The organism is Actinophytocola sediminis, assembly GCF_054779715.1.
In genome coordinates this window covers 27,646-41,999 of record NZ_BAAGXS010000017.1, presented here as the reverse complement: position 1 = coordinate 41,999, position 14,354 = coordinate 27,646, and the positions used below count along the sequence as shown (strand labels likewise).

Here is a 14,354-nt window from a genome sequence, read left to right as displayed (position 1 = left end):
CTGTCCGACGTTATACCCACTCGCCCCGCGCCAGGACGGCACGCGGGTGCAGGGTGTCGTCGAGCAACACCAGGTCGGCGGCCATGCCGGGGGCGATCCGCCCGGTCACCTGGCCGAGACCGAGCAGTTCGGCCGGCCGGGTGGCGGTGGCCGTGACCGCGTCCAGCACGCCGAGCCCGCAGCTGTGCACGGCGTTGCGGAAGGCGGCGTCCATGGTGAGCGTGCTGCCGGCCAGCGAGCCGTCGGTGGTGAGCGTCGGCACCCCGTCGGTGACCTGGACCTCGAGTCCGCCGATGTCGTAGGTGCCGTCGCCGGCGCCCGCCGCCGCGATGGCGTCGGTGATCAGCACGGTCCGGCCACGCCCGGCGTGTCGCGCGGCCAGCCGCAGCACGGTCGGGTGCAGGTGGACCAGGTCGCAGATGAGCTCGACGGTGACCCGCTCGTCGTCCAGCAGGGTGCCGATGGGCCCCGGCTCGCGGTGGTGCAGCGGCCGCATGCCGTTGAACAGGTGGGTGGCCATGCTCGCGCCGGCGTCCACCGCCGGCACGACGTCCTCGGCGAGCGCGTCGGTGTGCCCGATCGCGGCGATCACCCCCGCGTCGACCAGGCGTTTCACCGCGGACACCGCGCCGTCGAGCTCGGGGGCGATGGTGACCACGCGGATGGCGCCCCGGCCGGCGGCCAGCAGCGTGTCGACCGACGCGGCGTCCGGGGGCCGCAGCACGGTCGGTTCGTGCGCGCCGCAGCGGACCGAGGACAGGAACGGGCCCTCGAGGTGGACCCCGGCGAGTAGCCCGTCGGTGACCAGCTCACGCAGCGTGGCGATCTGTTCGACCAGTTCCGGGATCGGCCGGGAGACCAGGCTGGCGAGCATGGTGGTGGTCCCGTGGCGGCGGTGGGTGGCCGCGGCGTGCCGGACGTCGGCGGGGTCGGTGCTGGTGAACGCGGCGCCGCCACCGCCGTGGCAGTGCAGGTCGACGAAGCCGGGGACGACCAGTTGGCCGGTGGCGTCGGTCACCCGCGCGGCGGCCGGTGGCTCGCCGGTGCCGACGGCGCTGATCGCGCCGCCGTCCACGAGCACCCAACCGGGATCGAGCACGCCGTCCGGCGTCGCCACCCTGCCCCCGGTGATGAGCTGCGCAGCCATCGCCACACCCCTTGAACCGCCGCCGACTGTCATTGGTCTATACCATAGCGGTTGCGCACCGCATGGGGATGATTCACAAGATATCAATCCAACTAGGTGGCCGCTAACATCCGCCTCGGTGTCCGGGATGCCGGTTCCTGGTTGGCGCTATGGTGGGACGCGGGTTCCCAGCGCGGCAGATCGGGGTGGGTGAACCGATGGCCGAGAGCATTCGGACGGCGTGCCAGGGCTGCCGGCAGGTCACGCAGTACCGCGACCCGTCGGGCAGCATCCGGCCGATGGTCCTCGCCGGCAGCGGCACGATCTGGGTGGACCGGGCGCCGGGCGGCATGGTCGAGGTGCCCTGTCCGCTCTGTGGTGAGAGCGAGGACGCCGGTTGGCTGACCGGCTTCCTGCCGCCGGTCTGACCCACTAGTGCGGCTGGCCCATGATCTTCTGCAGGGCGTCGAGCGCGCGGCTGGCCGTCGACTTCACGGTGCCCTTGGAGATCCCGGCCGCCTCGGCGATCTCCGCCTCGGACAGGTCGCCGTAGTAGCGCAGCACCAGCACCTCCCGCTGCCGGGGCGGCAGCTGGGACAGCGCCCGCACCACCGACTGGTGCTCGGCGGTCAGCATCGCCAGGCTCTCCGCCGACCGGGCGTTGACCTGGTGGGGTGGGGTGTACTCGCGGGCGGTCTTGCGGCGGCGTAACACGCTGCGGGAGCCGTTGACCACCGCGGTCCGCAGGTAGCCCAGCGCCGCGGCCGCGTCGCGCAGGTTGCCCCAGTTGCGGTAGAGGCCGGTGAACGCCTCCTGCACCACGTCCTCGGCGGTGGCCGGCTCGTCGACCAGCAGCACCGCCAGCCGCACCAGCCGCATCCGGTGGGTGCGGTAGAGGTCCTCGAGGGTCAGCGGCGCCGGTTCCCTGCCGGGGACGGCGAAACTGCCCGTGTCGATGGCGCGCAGGTGCCCGAGCGTGCGTTCGACACTGCGTTCGGCACTGCGCTCGGCACTGCTCCCGATACCACCCTGACCGTCCCCTGCCACGCGTGAACCGTACCGGTGATCGGATTTGACCGACAGCGCCAGTAGCCTGCGCACATGGTCTGGTTCACCGTCGAAACCACGTACACGCAGGACCGGGAGACGCTCACGGCCGCGCGGCCCAAGCACCGGGAGTTCCTGCAGACGCTCGTCGACCAAGGGCTGGTGGCCGCTGCCGGGCCGTGGGCCGACGACTCCGGCGGGTTCGCCATCTACCAGGTCGCCGACCGGGCCGAGCTCGACCGGCTGCTCGCCGAGGACCCCTACACCGCCGCCGGTGTGGCGGCCGGGCGCACGATCAACGAGTGGAAGGTCGTGCTCGGGTCAGTAGGTGCCGCCTAGCTTGCGGTGGTCCCAGCTGACCACCTTCGTCGGCGTGCACAGCAACCCGACCCGCTTGGCCGCCTGCACCCGGACGAACTGGGTGGCCGCCGTGGCGATCTCCTGGTTCTGGTTGTAGCGGCTGGTCAGCTCGATGCCGATGCGCGCCACCTGCTCGAGGTCGTCGATCAGCTCGACGTCGCACTCCATCGACACGCCGCGCAGCTGGTCGTAGCGCTCGCCGTCCTCGATCAGCACCGTCGCGGTCGGCTGCCGCAGCAGGTTCTTGGCCTTCTGGGAGCTGGCATAGGTCCAGGTGGCCAGGCCGCTGCCGCGGGGGACATACCACAGCGGCACCAGGTGTGGCCGTCCGTTCTGGCCGACGGTCGCGATGTTGGCGACCGTGCCCTCGCCGACGAACGCCTCGACCTCGGCCGCTGTCATCCTGATCTGCGTGCGCCGGGACATGGCTGGCAGGTTACCGGGTGGTCGCGCTCCTGGCGGCGGCCCGCGCGCCCGGGCCGACCATGCTGGCCTCCGCCGCGCCGCGGTCCTCGATGTCCTTGATCGCCGCCCGGTCGGCCGCCGGCACGAACCGGCGCGCGGCCAGCTCGATGACCCTGGGCACCAGCGCGCGGAACAGCTTCAGCACGCCGACCCAGCCGGGCACGTGCACCGCCCGTGACCGGGTGCGGATCCCGGCACTGATCAGGTCGACGGCCAGCGACAGCGGGTACTTCCGGCTGGCGAAGCCCCGGTCGGCCGCGCGCACCGGGCCGAACACCGGGTGGGCCTCCACGCTGTCGACCATGTCGGTCGAGATCCAGCTCGGGTGCACCACGCCGACGTCGACGCCGAGATGGCGCACCTCGGCGCGCAGCGCGTTCGCGAACGCCTCCACGCCGGCCTTGGCCGCCGAGTACGCCGCGTTGCCCGGGATATGCGCGATGGCCGCGGCCGAGGAGACCAGCATCGCGTAGCCCTTGCTGGCGATCAGGTGGGGCAGCGTGACCCGGACCGTGCGCCACACGCCGAGCAGGTCGACGTCGATCACCCGCTCGAAGGCCGCCGGGTCGATGGAGCGGGTGAACCCGGTGGCCGCGATGCCCGCGTTGGCCAGCACGACGTCGATCCGGCCGTAGCGCTCGACCACGCCGGCGACCGCCCGCTCCAGGTCGGCCCAGCTGGTGACGTCGGCCTCCCAGTGCCCGGCGTCTGGCCCGCACTCGGCGGCGACGCCGGCCAGCTCGTCGGCCTCGAGACCGACGAGGGCGACCCGCGCGCCGCGCCCGGCGAGGTCCCTGGCCACGCCCGCGCCGATCCCCCTGGCCGCGCCGGTGATCAACACGACCTGTCCCCGCACGTCTCGCTGCTGGCCGAACATCCGCTCGCCTCCTCGAAGAGCACCCGTCGAGGCGAACTTACCATGAGTAACCTACTTCGAGTAGGTGGCAAATGGCTGTATGGCGAAGGGTCTTCGTCAACCAGGATGCGGAGACATGGTTGATCCCCTGCTCGACCGTCGATCCCTGCTCAAGGCCTCCGGTGTGGCCACCGTCGGTACCGTCATGGGTGGCTCACTGGCCGCCGCCACGCCCTCGGCCGCGGCGGCCGACCCGGTCTTCGGCCACGGCGTCGCCTCGGGTGACCCGCTGCCGGACGCGGTCCTGCTCTGGACCAGGGTCACCCCCACCCCCGAGGCCACCCCCGGCTCCGGCGTCGGCCCGACCGTGGCCGTCGGCTGGGAGATCGCCACCGACCCGGCGTTCGCCTCGGTCGTCGGCGCCGGCACGGTCAGCACCAGGCCGGAGCGCGACCACACCGTGAAGGTGGACGCCACCGGCCTCGCCCCGGCGACCACCTACCACTACCGCTTCCACCTCGGCGGCACCGTCTCGGCGGCCGGGGTCACCCGCACCGCCCCGGCGCCGACGGCCGCGGTGTCCCGGCTGCGCTTCGGCGTGGTCTCCTGCTCGAACTGGCAGCACGGCCACTTCGCCGCCTACCGCTACCTGGCGCAGCGTGGCGACCTCGACGCCGTGCTGCACCTCGGCGACTACCTCTACGAGTACGGCGCGGCCGCCGACGGCGTGCGCCAGCACGAGCCGGCCAACGAGATGGTCTCGCTGGCCGACTACCGCCGCCGCCACGCCCAGTACAAGACCGACGAGCACCTGCGCGCGCTGCACGCCGCCTGTCCCTTCATCGCGACCTGGGATGATCATGAGGTGGCCAATGACGCCTGGTCGGGCGGCGCGGAGAACCACCAGCCGGCGACCGAGGGCGACTACGCGGCCCGCCGCGCCCGCGCGCACCAGGCCTACTTCGAGTGGATGCCGGTGCGCGCCGATGGCGACCGGCTCTACCGGCGGCTGCGCTTCGGGCTGCTCGCCGAGATCAGCATGCTCGACCTGCGCAGCTACCGGTCCCAGCAGGTGCCCGCGTTCGACGGCGGCGTCGACGACCCGAACCGCACGCTGGCCGGCGCCGAGCAACTGGCCTGGCTGCGGCAGGGGCTGGTCGACAGCGGCGCGCAGTGGAAGCTCGTCGGCAACTCGGTGATGATCGCGCCGCTGCTGGTGCCGCCGCTGCCCGCCGACCTGCTCGGCCCGCTGCTCGAACTGCTCGGGCTGCCCCGGGAGGGTGGGGTGATCAACCCCGACCAGTGGGACGGCTACGCGGCCGACCGGCGCGGGCTGCTGGCCACCATCGCGGACAACGACGTGCGGGACACCGTGTTCCTCACCGGTGACATCCACTCGTCCTGGGCGTCGGACGTGCCGCGCGACGCCGGGCTCTACCCGTTGTCGCCGTCGGTGGCCACCGAGTTCGTGTGCACGTCGGTGTCCTCGGACAACATCGACGACATCGCGGGCGTGCCGCCCAGGACGATCGGTCCTGTCGTCGAGGGCGCGCTGACCACGCTGAACCGGCACATCAAGTGGGTCGAGGTGGACTCGCACGGCGCCTCGGTGCTGGAGGTGACCCCGGCGGGCGCGCAGATGGACTGGTACTTCGTGGCCAACCGGGCGGATCCGGCCAGCGCGGTGTCCTACGCCAGGTCCTACCGGGTGCGCGCGGGCACCCAGCGGGTGGCGCGGGTGTGGTCGCCGATCGGTGGGGAATCGGCTCGCTGACTCGTTTCAGAAGCGGGTCGTAGGATTGCGCCGTCGCCCCTGTCCAGCCCCGAGGAGGACGTACCGATGCCCATCGCCACACCCGAGGTCTACGCCGAGATGCTGGACCGGGCGAAGGCGAACGAGTTCGCGTTTCCCGCCATCAATGTGACCTCGTCCGAGACGCTCAACGCCGCGCTGCGCGGCTTCGCCGAGGCGGAGAGCGACGGAATCGTCCAGGTCTCCACCGGCGGGTCCGAGTTCGCCTCCGGCACCAAGGTCAAGGACATGGTCACCGGCTCGGTCGCGCTCGCCGAGTTCGCGCACGTGGTCGCCGCCAAGTACCCGGTGAACATCGCCCTGCACACCGACCACTGCCCCAAGGACAAGCTCGACGGCTTCGTCCGGCCGCTGATCGCGCTGTCCCAGGAACGGGTGGCCGCCGGCAAGGAGCCGCTGTTCCAGTCGCACATGTGGGACGGCTCCGCGATCGACCTGGACGAGAACCTGACCATCGCGGCCGAGCTGCTCGACGCGGCGGCCAAGGCCAGGATCATCCTCGAGGTCGAGATCGGGGTCGTCGGCGGCGAGGAGGACGGCGTCGCCCACGAGATCAACGAGAAGCTGTACACCGCCGAGGGCGACTTCACCAGGACCGTCGACGTGCTCGGCTCCGGGGACAAGGGCCGCTACCTGCTGGCCGCGACCTTCGGCAACGTGCACGGCGTGTACAAGCCGGGCAACGTGAAGCTGCGCCCCGACGTGCTCAAGCGCGGCCAGGACGTGGTGAGCGAGAAGCTGGGGCTCAAGCCGGGCTCCAAGCCCTTCGAGCTGGTCTTCCACGGCGGGTCCGGCTCGCTGCTGGAGGAGATCCACGAGGCGCTGTCCTACGGCGTGGTGAAGATGAACATCGACACCGACACCCAGTACGCCTTCACCCGCCCGGTCGCCGGGCACATGTACGCCAACTACGACGGCGTGCTGAAGATCGACGGCGAGGTCGGCAACAAGAAGGCCTACGACCCGCGCAGCTACCTCAAGGCGGCCGAGCAGAGCATGGCCGCGCGCATCACCCAGGCCTGTGAGCACCTGAAGTCCACCGGCCGCATGCTGGCCGGCTGAGTGCCGCGCCTGCCCGGCGCCGTTGGTGGCGTCGGGCAGGATGGTGGGCATGACGCTGCAGGAGAACTTGTTCGGCGGTCCGCCCGCGACCCAGCTACCGGACCGCCCCGAGCCACAGGCCGCCATGGAGACGGGCACCGACCCGGCGAAGGTCGTCACCCAGTGGCCGGACTTCAGCGAGGGCTGGGCCGCGCTGGCCGAGCTGGCGCTGTCGGAGAACAACCCGGTCGCCGCCTATGCCTACGCCCGCACCGGCTACCACCGCGGCCTCGACCAGCTCCGCCGCGCCGGCTGGAAGGGCCACGGCCCGATTCCCTGGGCCCACCGCCCCAACCAGGGCTTCCTCCGCGCCCTCGGCGCCCTCGCCGACGCCGCCGAGGCCATCGGCGAGGCCGAGGAGCACGCCCGCTGCACCCAGTTCCTCACCGACTCGGCCCCCGACGCCCCGAACCGCTGACCCCGCGAGTCCAACGTTCCCGACTCGCGAGTCCAACATTCGCGACCGCTCAGCAGGTCGCGAGCATGTCCGACAGCGCGCCCTGTTCCGCGGAGTTCACGGTCAGGTCGTACACGTGCTTCACGTGCGTGTACGACCGGGCGTACTCGCAGTGGTGCGACGCGAGCGGTGGCTGCCAGGTGTCCGGGGTCTGGTCGCCCTTGGACTGGTTGACGTTGTCGGTCACCGCCCACAGCTGCGGCGAGGACAGGTCGTTGGCGAACGCCTCGCGCTCGGCGGTGGTCCAGTCGGCCGCGCCGCTGCGCCACGCCGCCGCCAACGGCACCATGTGGTCGATGTCCACGTCCGACGGCGCGGTCCAGGTGTCCCCGTCGTAGGGGCTGGTCCAACTGCCCGACGTCGGTTGGCAGTCCGTGCCGACCTCGACGTTCTCCCCGTCGCGTGCCAGCACCGTCTCGCGGGTGTTGCAGCTGCCCTCGACCGTGGACCAGTGCGGGAACAGGTCCCGGTCGTAGCCGTCCATCGAGCCGTCCGGCGCCACGGTCAGCTCGGCCAGTTCGGCACGCGCGGTCGCCGCGTCCGGAATGCCCGGCGGGATCGCGTTGGCGATCCCACCCCCGAAGCCGACCGCGGCACCCGCGGCCAGCAGTAATGACGCACCGAAGACCCGAACTTTCCCCGACTTCGTGAGCATGACGCCTCCGTGTTGGGACGAGATCAGCCGCATCGACTGTGCGGCACGGAGGTGGCCGCGCGAAACGAGTCCAAGGTAGGTAAGAGGAAGTCCCGACCTTCGGCGTGGGCCGAACGGGTTACCGGCAAATCCGCAGGTCGTCGGTGTGCCGGTACCAGGTCCAGCGGGTCACCGGCCGGGGGTGGGCGACCCCGTCGCGCACCGGGACCACCTCGGCGCCACCGAACTGCGCCGCCCGCCCGGTCAGCGTGGCGCGGCGCTGGCCAAGCAGCGACCTGCGCACCACGGTGACCGACAACCCCGGCCCGCCATCGAGGTCCGGCGCCACCTCGACCGCCCTGGCCGCCCCGCGCAGCGCCACCTCGTCGTCGCAGTAGACGGTGCCGTTGACCGGGCCGTTGGCGGGGGCGAGCACGCCCAACCCCAGCAGCACCCCGCCGAGGTCGTCCCGGATCAGCGGGACCGGCAGGACCGACCCGGTGAGCGCGCCGCCGACCCGGTCCGCGCGCAGCGCCCACCGCCGGGTGACCGGGGAGGACGCGACCACCGGCACGTACCCGACGACCAGGTCCAACCTGGCCAGGCGCAGCAGGCGCAGCACCACGGCCGCGAGGTCGGCGTCGCCGCCGTGGACCACGACCCGGTCGCCAGGATGTCCTTTGATCAGCGGATCCACGTCCGATTTGCCCGGTGTGGCGGGGATCTCCCGAACGTCGGATCCGCTGGCCGACGTGAGTTTCGGCCAGTCATCGCTGGTGGACGCGGCGCCACAACCCAGTATCAGTGCGCCCATCCGCCGCCTCCTGGTCTACGCTCAATCACCGGCGTTTCGCCCTCAGAAACGTGTCCTGCGGAACCCCGGGAGAATCACATGCCGGCCATCGTGCTCATCGGCGCCCAGTGGGGCGACGAAGGGAAGGGTAAGGCCACCGATCTGCTCGGCGAGCAGGTGCAGTGGGTGGTGCGCTACCAGGGCGGCAACAACGCCGGCCACACCGTGGTCCTGCCGGACGGCCAGGACTTCGCGCTGCACCTGATCCCCTCGGGCATCCTCACCCCGGGCGTCACCAACGTCATCGGCAACGGCGTGGTCGTCGACCCCGCGGTGCTGCTCGACGAGCTCGCCGGGCTGGAGCGGCGCGGCGTGGACACCGACCGGTTGTTGATCTCCGCCGACGCGCATCTGATCATGCCGTACCACGTGGCCATCGACAAAGTCACCGAGCGCTACCTCGGCAAGGCCAAGATCGGCACCACCGGCCGCGGCATCGGCCCGGCCTACCAGGACAAGGTCTCCCGCGTCGGCGTGCGCGCCCAGGACCTGCTGGACGAGAAGATCCTGCGGCAGAAGGTCGAGGCCGCGCTGGACCTGAAGAACCAGATGCTGGTCAAGGTCTACAACCGCAAGGCACTGGACCCCGAGCAGGTCGTCGACTCGGTCCTGGAGGCAGGCGAGCGGTTCGGCCACCGCATCGCCGACACCCGGCTGCTGCTCAACCAGGCGCTCGAGCGCGGGGAGACCGTGCTGCTGGAAGGCTCGCAGGGCACGCTGCTCGACGTGGACCACGGCACCTACCCGTTCGTCACCTCGTCCAACCCGACCTCGGGCGGCGCGTGTGCCGGTTCTGGCATCGGGCCGACCAGGATCACCACGGTGATCGGCATCCTCAAGGCCTACACCACCCGGGTGGGCTCCGGCCCGTTCCCGTCCGAGCTGAACGACGACATGGGTGAGCGGCTGCGCAAGACCGGCGGCGAGTTCGGCGTCACCACCGGGCGGTCCCGGCGCACCGGCTGGTTCGACGCGGTGATCGCCCGCTATGCCGCGCGGGTCAACGGGATCACCGACTACTTCCTCACCAAGCTCGACGTGCTCTCCGGGCTGGAGAAGGTCCCGGTGTGCGTCGGCTACCAGGTCAACGGCGAGACCGTCCACGAGATGCCGATGACCCAGACCGACGTGCACCACGCGGTCCCGGTCTACGAGGAGCTCCCCGGCTGGTGGGAGGACATCTCGCAGTGCCGCGACTTCGACGAGCTGCCGGCGGCTGCGAAGTCCTATGTGGAGCGTCTGGAGGAGCTGTCCGGCGCGCGGATCTCCGCGGTCGGCGTCGGTCCCGGCCGGGAGCAGACCATCGTGCGGCACTCCATGACCGGCTGATGACCTGGCCGGACATCAGGCACACCTACGACGTCGTGGCCGCGGACTACGCGGACACGTTCGCCGATGAGCTGTCCGGCAAACCGTTCGACCGTGACCTGCTGGACGCGTTCGCCGACGCGGTCGCCCAGCCGGCGTCCGGGCGGGTACTCGGCCCGATCCTTGATGTCGGCTGCGGCCCGGCCGGGCACGTCACCCGCTACCTGGCCGACCGGCTGGACCAGACCGTCGTGCGGGTCGAGGGCATCGACCTGTCGCCGGTGGCGGTCGGCGAGGCCCGGCGGCGCAACCCCGACCTGCTCTTCTGGGTCGGCGACCTGCGCGAACTGCCGGCCAACGACCAGGCACTGGCCGGGATCGTCGCGTTCTACTCGGTGGTCCACCTGCCGCGCGCCGAATGGCCGGCGGCGTTCGCGGAGCTTCGCCGGGCGCTGGTACCCGGTGGGCTCCTGCTCGTCGCCGTCCACGGCGGCGCCGGGGAGACCGGCGTGAACGGCTGGTTCGGCCACGACGTGTCGATCCGCACCACCCTGGTCGACCTGCACGAGCTGACCGCCATGGTCACCGCCGCCGGCCTCACCGTCCTGGAACGCCACCAACGCCCGCCCTACCCCGGCGAGTACCCGTCCCCCCGCCTGTACCTGCTCGCCGAAAAGCAGTGAAGGGTCCCTTCGCTGCGTCCACCGCAGCGAAGGGACCCTTCACTGCGGTCAGGCGGCGGGTTTGTCGTCGCGGGCGGCGACCGCGATGTCGGGGTTGTCGGTGAACAGGCCGTCGATGCCGGCGGCCCGGAACGCGGCGATCTCGGCGAGGATGTCGCCGTACTCGGCCGGCACGGTCGACGAGCGGAAGTCGGCCGGCAGGAACTGGTTCTCCGCGCGGAAGGTGTACGGGTGCACCGTCAGCCCGGCTCGGTGCGCGTCGCGGACTAGCGCGGTCGGCGCCAGCAGGAACCCGGCCGCGTCCCTCGGGATGACCTGGTTCTTCTCCGGGCCGAGACCGTCGGCGTAGTCCGCGACCCAGCGCAGGCCGGCCGGGGTGAGCAGGTCGGCGTAGGTGCGCGGGTCACCGGCGGCGACGAAGTCGTACGGCGCGCCGGTGGCCGAGGTCAGCTGCACGACCGGCACCTTCAGCCTCGGCGCCAGCCAGCGCAGGTTGGCCACCTCGAAGGACTGCACGAACACCTTGGCCCCGCGCCGGTTGAGCCCGTTGCGGTTGAGCGCCTCGACGACCTTGGGCTCCAGCGCCCTGCCCTGCTCGCTGAAGAAGGTGGGGTGCTTGGTCTCGACCAGGAACCACTAGGCACATACATGGGCCATTCCTGGTGTCACCTGCACAGGAAGGGTCACAACCCATGTCGCAGGTCCGAAGTCTGACACGCTCGAGACGCAGACGCACTCTTTTCCTCGGCGGCATCGTCGCCGCTCTCGCGGCAGTCGCCGCACTCGTTTACACGCCTTCGCCGCGGCCGCCGGCCGGGGTCGAGCTCACCGCGGCGGCGGCCGCCACCGATGCACCGGTGCCGGGCGCCTACGCGCCGTTCGGCCTTGAGCAGTCTCCGCACGCCGGTTTCCCGACCGCGGTTCGTCTGGCGGATGGCACGGTCCGCATGATGTGGCGGCAGGGCGCCGGCCACGTGAGCGGCGACGGCCGGATCTATACCTCGGTCGGCAACCCGGCAACCGGCGAGTGGTCGACACCGGAACTCGTCCGGGTCGACGGCGGCCCGGACATTCGTGACCCGCACCTCGGGCCGTCTGGCCTGTCGGAGGCCGGCGGCGATGTGTGGCTGACCTACTTCGTCACCAACCCCGCGACCGGCATCCCGACCGGCGCCCGCGCGGCCCGGTCCACCGACGGCGGCCAGACGTTCGGCCCGTCGGTGCGGATCGATCCGAACCTGCCGTACGCGGCGATCTCGGCGCCGATCGTGCAGGTGGGCACGAAGCTCTGGACCGCGTTCTACGGCCGCAAAGCCGGCGAGGCGGTCGACACCGCGTGGGTGGCCTGGTCGGCCGACGGCGGGACGACGTGGACCTCGAACCGGCTCGCGAACGCCATCGGCGGCGGCCTGCCCTACCAGGAACCATGGCTCGTGGCGAACGGCAACAAGATCGTGGTCCTGTTCCGCGCCGGCAACTGGAGCGGCATCGGGATGCGCTCCTCACCGGACGCAGGCGCGACCTGGGGACCGGTGACCCGCGTCCTGGACAACGCCACCGGCAACAGCGCCTCCGTGTGGGCCAGCAACGGCACCATCTACACCGTCTATCGGCACACGGTCACCAGAGACGCCATGCTGGCCACCTCCACCGACGGCGGCCAGACCTGGACCTCACAGCGGACGATCATGCCGCGGCCGGCCGGCTCGGCGGCGGCCTCGGTCGGCATGACCTACGCGCATCCAGTCGAACTCGGCACTGGCTACATCTGGTGCCCGATCGGGATGGAGCGCGCACCGACCGACAGCCGCCTTTACCTCGGCTACCTGTAGGGCGTGCCGCGGCGCTGCTCGAGCGTCCGCAGCAGCAGCGCTCGAGCAGCGTCACCCTCAACCGCCACTGTCCACAACTCGTCCATGATCCGGTGATAAAGCGCGACGTCCTCGGGTTCCTCCTCGGTGATCTCGCTGTCGGTCGTCTCGACGATCACCGAGGAGTCATCGAACACCCAGAACCCGTTGTTGGAGATCACCGGCAGTTGGGTGTCCAACGGGATGATGCCGAATCGGATCGTGTTCATGGAGCACACGGCGAGCAGCCGGTCGAGCTGTGCGGCCATGACGTCGGCCGGACACGGCGGGTACCGCAGCGTCGACTCGAGCACGATCATCTCGATGGTCCGCTCGCGGTCGTAGATGATGGCCTGGCGCTCCATGCGGACCCGCACAGCCTGGTCGACGTCGGACTCGACGCCGTGCATTCGCGCGTGGATGGCCAGGACGTGCCGTGCGTAGTCGGGCGTCTGCACGAGGCCGGGCAGTACGGCGAGCTCGAACACTCGGATGCGGCGCGCGGCCGTTTCAACGCGTTTGGCCTCCCGCTGCCGGCGTGAGTGTCCGGTACGGAGCTGGCGGCGCCAGCTGGCCGCCTCGATCCGTAGCTCGCGTAGGTCGTTGATCAGCTCAGAAGCCACCGACTCCGACGCGCCCGCGGCCTCGCACCACGTGATGACGTCGGAGTCGGTGGCTGTCTGCTTGCCTGTCTCGAGCCGTGACACCTTGGACTGTTGCCAGCCGATGTGGCGGGCGAACTCCTTGCCGGTCAGGTAGCCGGCTCGCATCCGAAGCCGTCGCAGGCGCTCGCCGAAGTCAGCGCGGCGGCCGTCGTTATCGCTCACGTACCCCTCTCGGCCAGCGGGCCTGCCCGGTAGTCCTGGAACGGGATTGCATGCTGCCACGCCTCGTCTCGCCACGTGCGATGGCACGCCAGCTCGGCGGCGTCGTCGGCGAGCACGGCACCAGTCATGCCGGACTCGCCGAACTCCATCCGCGCGACGAGCCGGTCATCGAAGATGCAGAAGTCGTAGGCCGGCAGTTCGAGCCGGCGCGCGTCGGCCTCGGCCATGACTCGGATGTTCTCGCCGGCGGCGGCGTTGGCCGTCGCGATCTCCGTCGCCCACCGTTGGTAGGTGGTCGGTGGCGTCTGGTGGACGCGCACGCGCTCGAACCGCTTGCCGTGGTCGACGGCAGCTCGCACCGTGGCGAGCCAGTCGGCGAGGTAGGCGAGATCGGTCGGTTCGCCGGTCTCCCTCCACAGCTGGAACGGCTCGGCTTCCTCCGGCTCGTAGTAGGCCGGCTGGGCCTCCCACCGGAACACGGAGCGCGTGAACGTGGCGTAGAGCTCATCGAACTGGCCGACGGTGACGTGCTCCGCCATCAGTCGAAGAACTTGATCAGGGATGCAGGAATCTCAACCACGGTCTCATGGTCGGGCAGCCCGCGGCGCCGGACCTCGGCGAGGGCCTCCTCGTCGGTGACTCGCGCGCCTTGGACGAGGTAGGTACCGCGGTCGGTCTTGAACGCTGATGGGCAGTGGCCGCCGGTCGAGGTGGTTCCAAGGAACTCGATCTTCATCGCTTCTCTCCTCCGTGTCGAGCGGGTACTCGTCCGCATCGTCGCTGCATTCGTGGCGCATTACAACCGACCACGTGGGCGATACGTAGGGCAACAGGGGGTATGTGGGTTAGCCCGATCGGAGGAGATTGCGCGCGGATTGCGAGATTGCGTTGTTTATGCGCGAGCTGCGTTACATGCTGTCCGAGTGACAGCCCCCGGATGGTGCACGTCGATGGTCGTGCGCGAGCCGCTGATC

17 protein-coding genes and 1 pseudogene are annotated in these 14,354 nt (G+C 70.9%); 8 read left to right on the top strand and 10 right to left on the bottom strand.

Annotation, left to right across the window (positions count from 1 at the left end):
- Window positions 1–10 precede the first annotated feature (10 nt).
- The gene (nagA, locus tag ACYVIP_RS09040) at window positions 11–1,147 is read right to left on the bottom strand and encodes an N-acetylglucosamine-6-phosphate deacetylase (RefSeq protein ID WP_460394074.1); all 1,137 of its coding nucleotides are present in this window, start codon (window positions 1,145–1,147) and stop codon (window positions 11–13) included.
- A 197-nt stretch (window positions 1,148–1,344) separates the two neighbouring features.
- Between nagA and ACYVIP_RS09035 the strand changes: the two genes are divergently transcribed.
- Window positions 1,345–1,554, top strand: a complete 210-nt coding sequence (locus tag ACYVIP_RS09035) for a hypothetical protein (protein WP_460394072.1) — start codon at window positions 1,345–1,347, stop codon at window positions 1,552–1,554.
- A 4-nt stretch (window positions 1,555–1,558) separates the two neighbouring features.
- Here the strand turns inward: ACYVIP_RS09035 and ACYVIP_RS09030 are convergent, their stop codons facing one another.
- Complete coding sequence (locus ACYVIP_RS09030) at window positions 1,559–2,173, bottom strand: SigE family RNA polymerase sigma factor (protein WP_460394070.1); 615 nt, start codon at window positions 2,171–2,173, stop codon at window positions 1,559–1,561.
- 54 nt (window positions 2,174–2,227) lie between these two features.
- Between ACYVIP_RS09030 and ACYVIP_RS09025 the strand changes: the two genes are divergently transcribed.
- A complete protein-coding gene (locus ACYVIP_RS09025; RefSeq protein ID WP_460394068.1) occupies window positions 2,228–2,512 on the top strand; it encodes a YciI family protein in 285 nt (94 codons plus the stop codon).
- On the opposite strand, the gene ACYVIP_RS09020 is transcribed toward ACYVIP_RS09025, so the two are convergent.
- Both ACYVIP_RS09020 and ACYVIP_RS09015 read right to left on the bottom strand, forming a co-directional pair.
- Entirely contained in the window at window positions 2,495–2,959 is a 465-nt protein-coding gene (locus tag ACYVIP_RS09020; protein ID WP_460394066.1) for a pyridoxamine 5'-phosphate oxidase family protein, read from the bottom strand. The two genes, ACYVIP_RS09025 and ACYVIP_RS09020, sit on opposite strands and share 18 nt — an antisense overlap.
- A gap of 10 nt (window positions 2,960–2,969) precedes the next feature.
- Complete coding sequence (locus ACYVIP_RS09015; RefSeq protein WP_460394064.1) at window positions 2,970–3,875, bottom strand: short-chain dehydrogenase/reductase; 906 nt, start codon at window positions 3,873–3,875, stop codon at window positions 2,970–2,972.
- 115 nt (window positions 3,876–3,990) lie between these two features.
- Here ACYVIP_RS09015 and ACYVIP_RS09010 point away from each other — a divergent pair, with 115 nt between their 5' ends.
- The 3 genes from ACYVIP_RS09010 to ACYVIP_RS09000 all read left to right on the top strand — a co-directional run bounded on the left by ACYVIP_RS09010 (window position 3,991) and on the right by ACYVIP_RS09000 (window position 7,186).
- Window positions 3,991–5,628 carry an alkaline phosphatase D family protein gene (locus ACYVIP_RS09010; RefSeq protein ID WP_460394062.1) on the top strand — a complete coding sequence of 546 codons (1,638 nt, stop codon included), beginning with the start codon at window positions 3,991–3,993 and terminating at the stop codon, window positions 5,626–5,628.
- A gap of 66 nt (window positions 5,629–5,694) precedes the next feature.
- The gene (fbaA, locus tag ACYVIP_RS09005) at window positions 5,695–6,729 is read left to right on the top strand and encodes a class II fructose-bisphosphate aldolase (RefSeq protein ID WP_460394060.1); all 1,035 of its coding nucleotides are present in this window, start codon (window positions 5,695–5,697) and stop codon (window positions 6,727–6,729) included.
- 49 nt (window positions 6,730–6,778) lie between these two features.
- On the top strand, window positions 6,779–7,186 hold the full coding sequence (locus ACYVIP_RS09000; protein ID WP_460394058.1) for a DUF3151 domain-containing protein: 408 nt from the start codon (window positions 6,779–6,781) through the stop codon (window positions 7,184–7,186).
- A 49-nt stretch (window positions 7,187–7,235) separates the two neighbouring features.
- On the opposite strand, the gene ACYVIP_RS08995 is transcribed toward ACYVIP_RS09000, so the two are convergent.
- Window positions 7,236–7,880, bottom strand: a complete 645-nt coding sequence (locus ACYVIP_RS08995; RefSeq protein ID WP_460394056.1) for a GmrSD restriction endonuclease domain-containing protein — start codon at window positions 7,878–7,880, stop codon at window positions 7,236–7,238.
- A gap of 118 nt (window positions 7,881–7,998) precedes the next feature.
- Complete coding sequence (locus ACYVIP_RS08990; protein ID WP_460394054.1) at window positions 7,999–8,673, bottom strand: hypothetical protein; 675 nt, start codon at window positions 8,671–8,673, stop codon at window positions 7,999–8,001.
- Window positions 8,674–8,751: 78 nt separating this feature from the next.
- Between ACYVIP_RS08990 and ACYVIP_RS08985 the strand changes: the two genes are divergently transcribed.
- Together ACYVIP_RS08985 and ACYVIP_RS08980 are read left to right on the top strand one after the other, a co-directional pair.
- Window positions 8,752–10,041 (top strand): adenylosuccinate synthase, encoded by a 1,290-nt coding sequence (locus tag ACYVIP_RS08985; RefSeq protein WP_460394052.1) that lies wholly within the window; start codon window positions 8,752–8,754, stop codon window positions 10,039–10,041.
- Complete coding sequence (locus ACYVIP_RS08980; protein ID WP_460394050.1) at window positions 10,041–10,703, top strand: class I SAM-dependent methyltransferase; 663 nt, start codon at window positions 10,041–10,043, stop codon at window positions 10,701–10,703. The genes ACYVIP_RS08985 and ACYVIP_RS08980 overlap by 1 nt, the downstream gene beginning before the upstream one ends.
- 48 nt (window positions 10,704–10,751) lie before the next feature.
- Here ACYVIP_RS08980 and ACYVIP_RS08975 read toward each other — a convergent pair.
- Window positions 10,752–11,330, bottom strand: a pseudogene (locus tag ACYVIP_RS08975) (glycerophosphodiester phosphodiesterase family protein); the annotation flags it as partial.
- 230 nt (window positions 11,331–11,560) lie between these two features.
- Between ACYVIP_RS08975 and ACYVIP_RS08970 the strand changes: the two are divergent.
- Window positions 11,561–12,535, top strand: coding sequence for an exo-alpha-sialidase (locus ACYVIP_RS08970; RefSeq protein ID WP_460394048.1), 975 nt, complete (start codon window positions 11,561–11,563; stop codon window positions 12,533–12,535).
- On the opposite strand, the gene ACYVIP_RS08965 is transcribed toward ACYVIP_RS08970, so the two are convergent.
- Genes ACYVIP_RS08965 through ACYVIP_RS08955 form a run of 3 tightly spaced genes read right to left on the bottom strand, consistent with a single transcriptional unit; the run spans window position 12,526 to window position 14,116 of the window.
- Complete coding sequence (locus tag ACYVIP_RS08965; RefSeq protein ID WP_460394046.1) at window positions 12,526–13,380, bottom strand: helix-turn-helix domain-containing protein; 855 nt, start codon at window positions 13,378–13,380, stop codon at window positions 12,526–12,528. The genes ACYVIP_RS08970 and ACYVIP_RS08965 overlap by 10 nt on opposite strands.
- Window positions 13,377–13,919 (bottom strand): DUF6879 family protein, encoded by a 543-nt coding sequence (locus tag ACYVIP_RS08960; protein ID WP_460394044.1) that lies wholly within the window; start codon window positions 13,917–13,919, stop codon window positions 13,377–13,379. Before ACYVIP_RS08960 ends, ACYVIP_RS08965 begins: the two co-directional genes overlap by 4 nt.
- The gene (locus ACYVIP_RS08955; protein WP_460394042.1) at window positions 13,919–14,116 is read right to left on the bottom strand and encodes a ubiquitin family protein; all 198 of its coding nucleotides are present in this window, start codon (window positions 14,114–14,116) and stop codon (window positions 13,919–13,921) included. Before ACYVIP_RS08955 ends, ACYVIP_RS08960 begins: the two co-directional genes overlap by 1 nt.
- Between the last annotated feature and the right edge of the window lie 238 nt (window positions 14,117–14,354).

What these genes read in the sequence shown, in the direction of transcription:
- nagA (WP_460394074.1), bottom strand. Translation starts at nt 1,147, where the DNA reads ATGGCTGCGCAGCTCATCACCGGGGGCAGGGTGGCGACGCCGGACGGC.
- ACYVIP_RS09035 (WP_460394072.1), top strand. Translation starts at nt 1,345, where the DNA reads ATGGCCGAGAGCATTCGGACGGCGTGCCAGGGCTGCCGGCAGGTCACG.
- ACYVIP_RS09025 (WP_460394068.1), top strand. Translation starts at nt 2,228, where the DNA reads ATGGTCTGGTTCACCGTCGAAACCACGTACACGCAGGACCGGGAGACG.
- ACYVIP_RS09020 (WP_460394066.1), bottom strand. Translation starts at nt 2,959, where the DNA reads ATGTCCCGGCGCACGCAGATCAGGATGACAGCGGCCGAGGTCGAGGCG.
- ACYVIP_RS09015 (WP_460394064.1), bottom strand. Translation starts at nt 3,875, where the DNA reads ATGTTCGGCCAGCAGCGAGACGTGCGGGGACAGGTCGTGTTGATCACC.
- ACYVIP_RS09010 (WP_460394062.1), top strand. Translation starts at nt 3,991, where the DNA reads ATGGTTGATCCCCTGCTCGACCGTCGATCCCTGCTCAAGGCCTCCGGT.
- fbaA (WP_460394060.1), top strand. Translation starts at nt 5,695, where the DNA reads ATGCCCATCGCCACACCCGAGGTCTACGCCGAGATGCTGGACCGGGCG.
- ACYVIP_RS09000 (WP_460394058.1), top strand. Translation starts at nt 6,779, where the DNA reads ATGACGCTGCAGGAGAACTTGTTCGGCGGTCCGCCCGCGACCCAGCTA.
- ACYVIP_RS08995 (WP_460394056.1), bottom strand. Translation starts at nt 7,880, where the DNA reads ATGCTCACGAAGTCGGGGAAAGTTCGGGTCTTCGGTGCGTCATTACTG.
- ACYVIP_RS08990 (WP_460394054.1), bottom strand. Translation starts at nt 8,673, where the DNA reads ATGGGCGCACTGATACTGGGTTGTGGCGCCGCGTCCACCAGCGATGAC.
- ACYVIP_RS08985 (WP_460394052.1), top strand. Translation starts at nt 8,752, where the DNA reads ATGCCGGCCATCGTGCTCATCGGCGCCCAGTGGGGCGACGAAGGGAAG.
- ACYVIP_RS08980 (WP_460394050.1), top strand. Translation starts at nt 10,041, where the DNA reads ATGACCTGGCCGGACATCAGGCACACCTACGACGTCGTGGCCGCGGAC.
- ACYVIP_RS08960 (WP_460394044.1), bottom strand. Translation starts at nt 13,919, where the DNA reads ATGGCGGAGCACGTCACCGTCGGCCAGTTCGATGAGCTCTACGCCACG.
- ACYVIP_RS08955 (WP_460394042.1), bottom strand. Translation starts at nt 14,116, where the DNA reads ATGAAGATCGAGTTCCTTGGAACCACCTCGACCGGCGGCCACTGCCCA.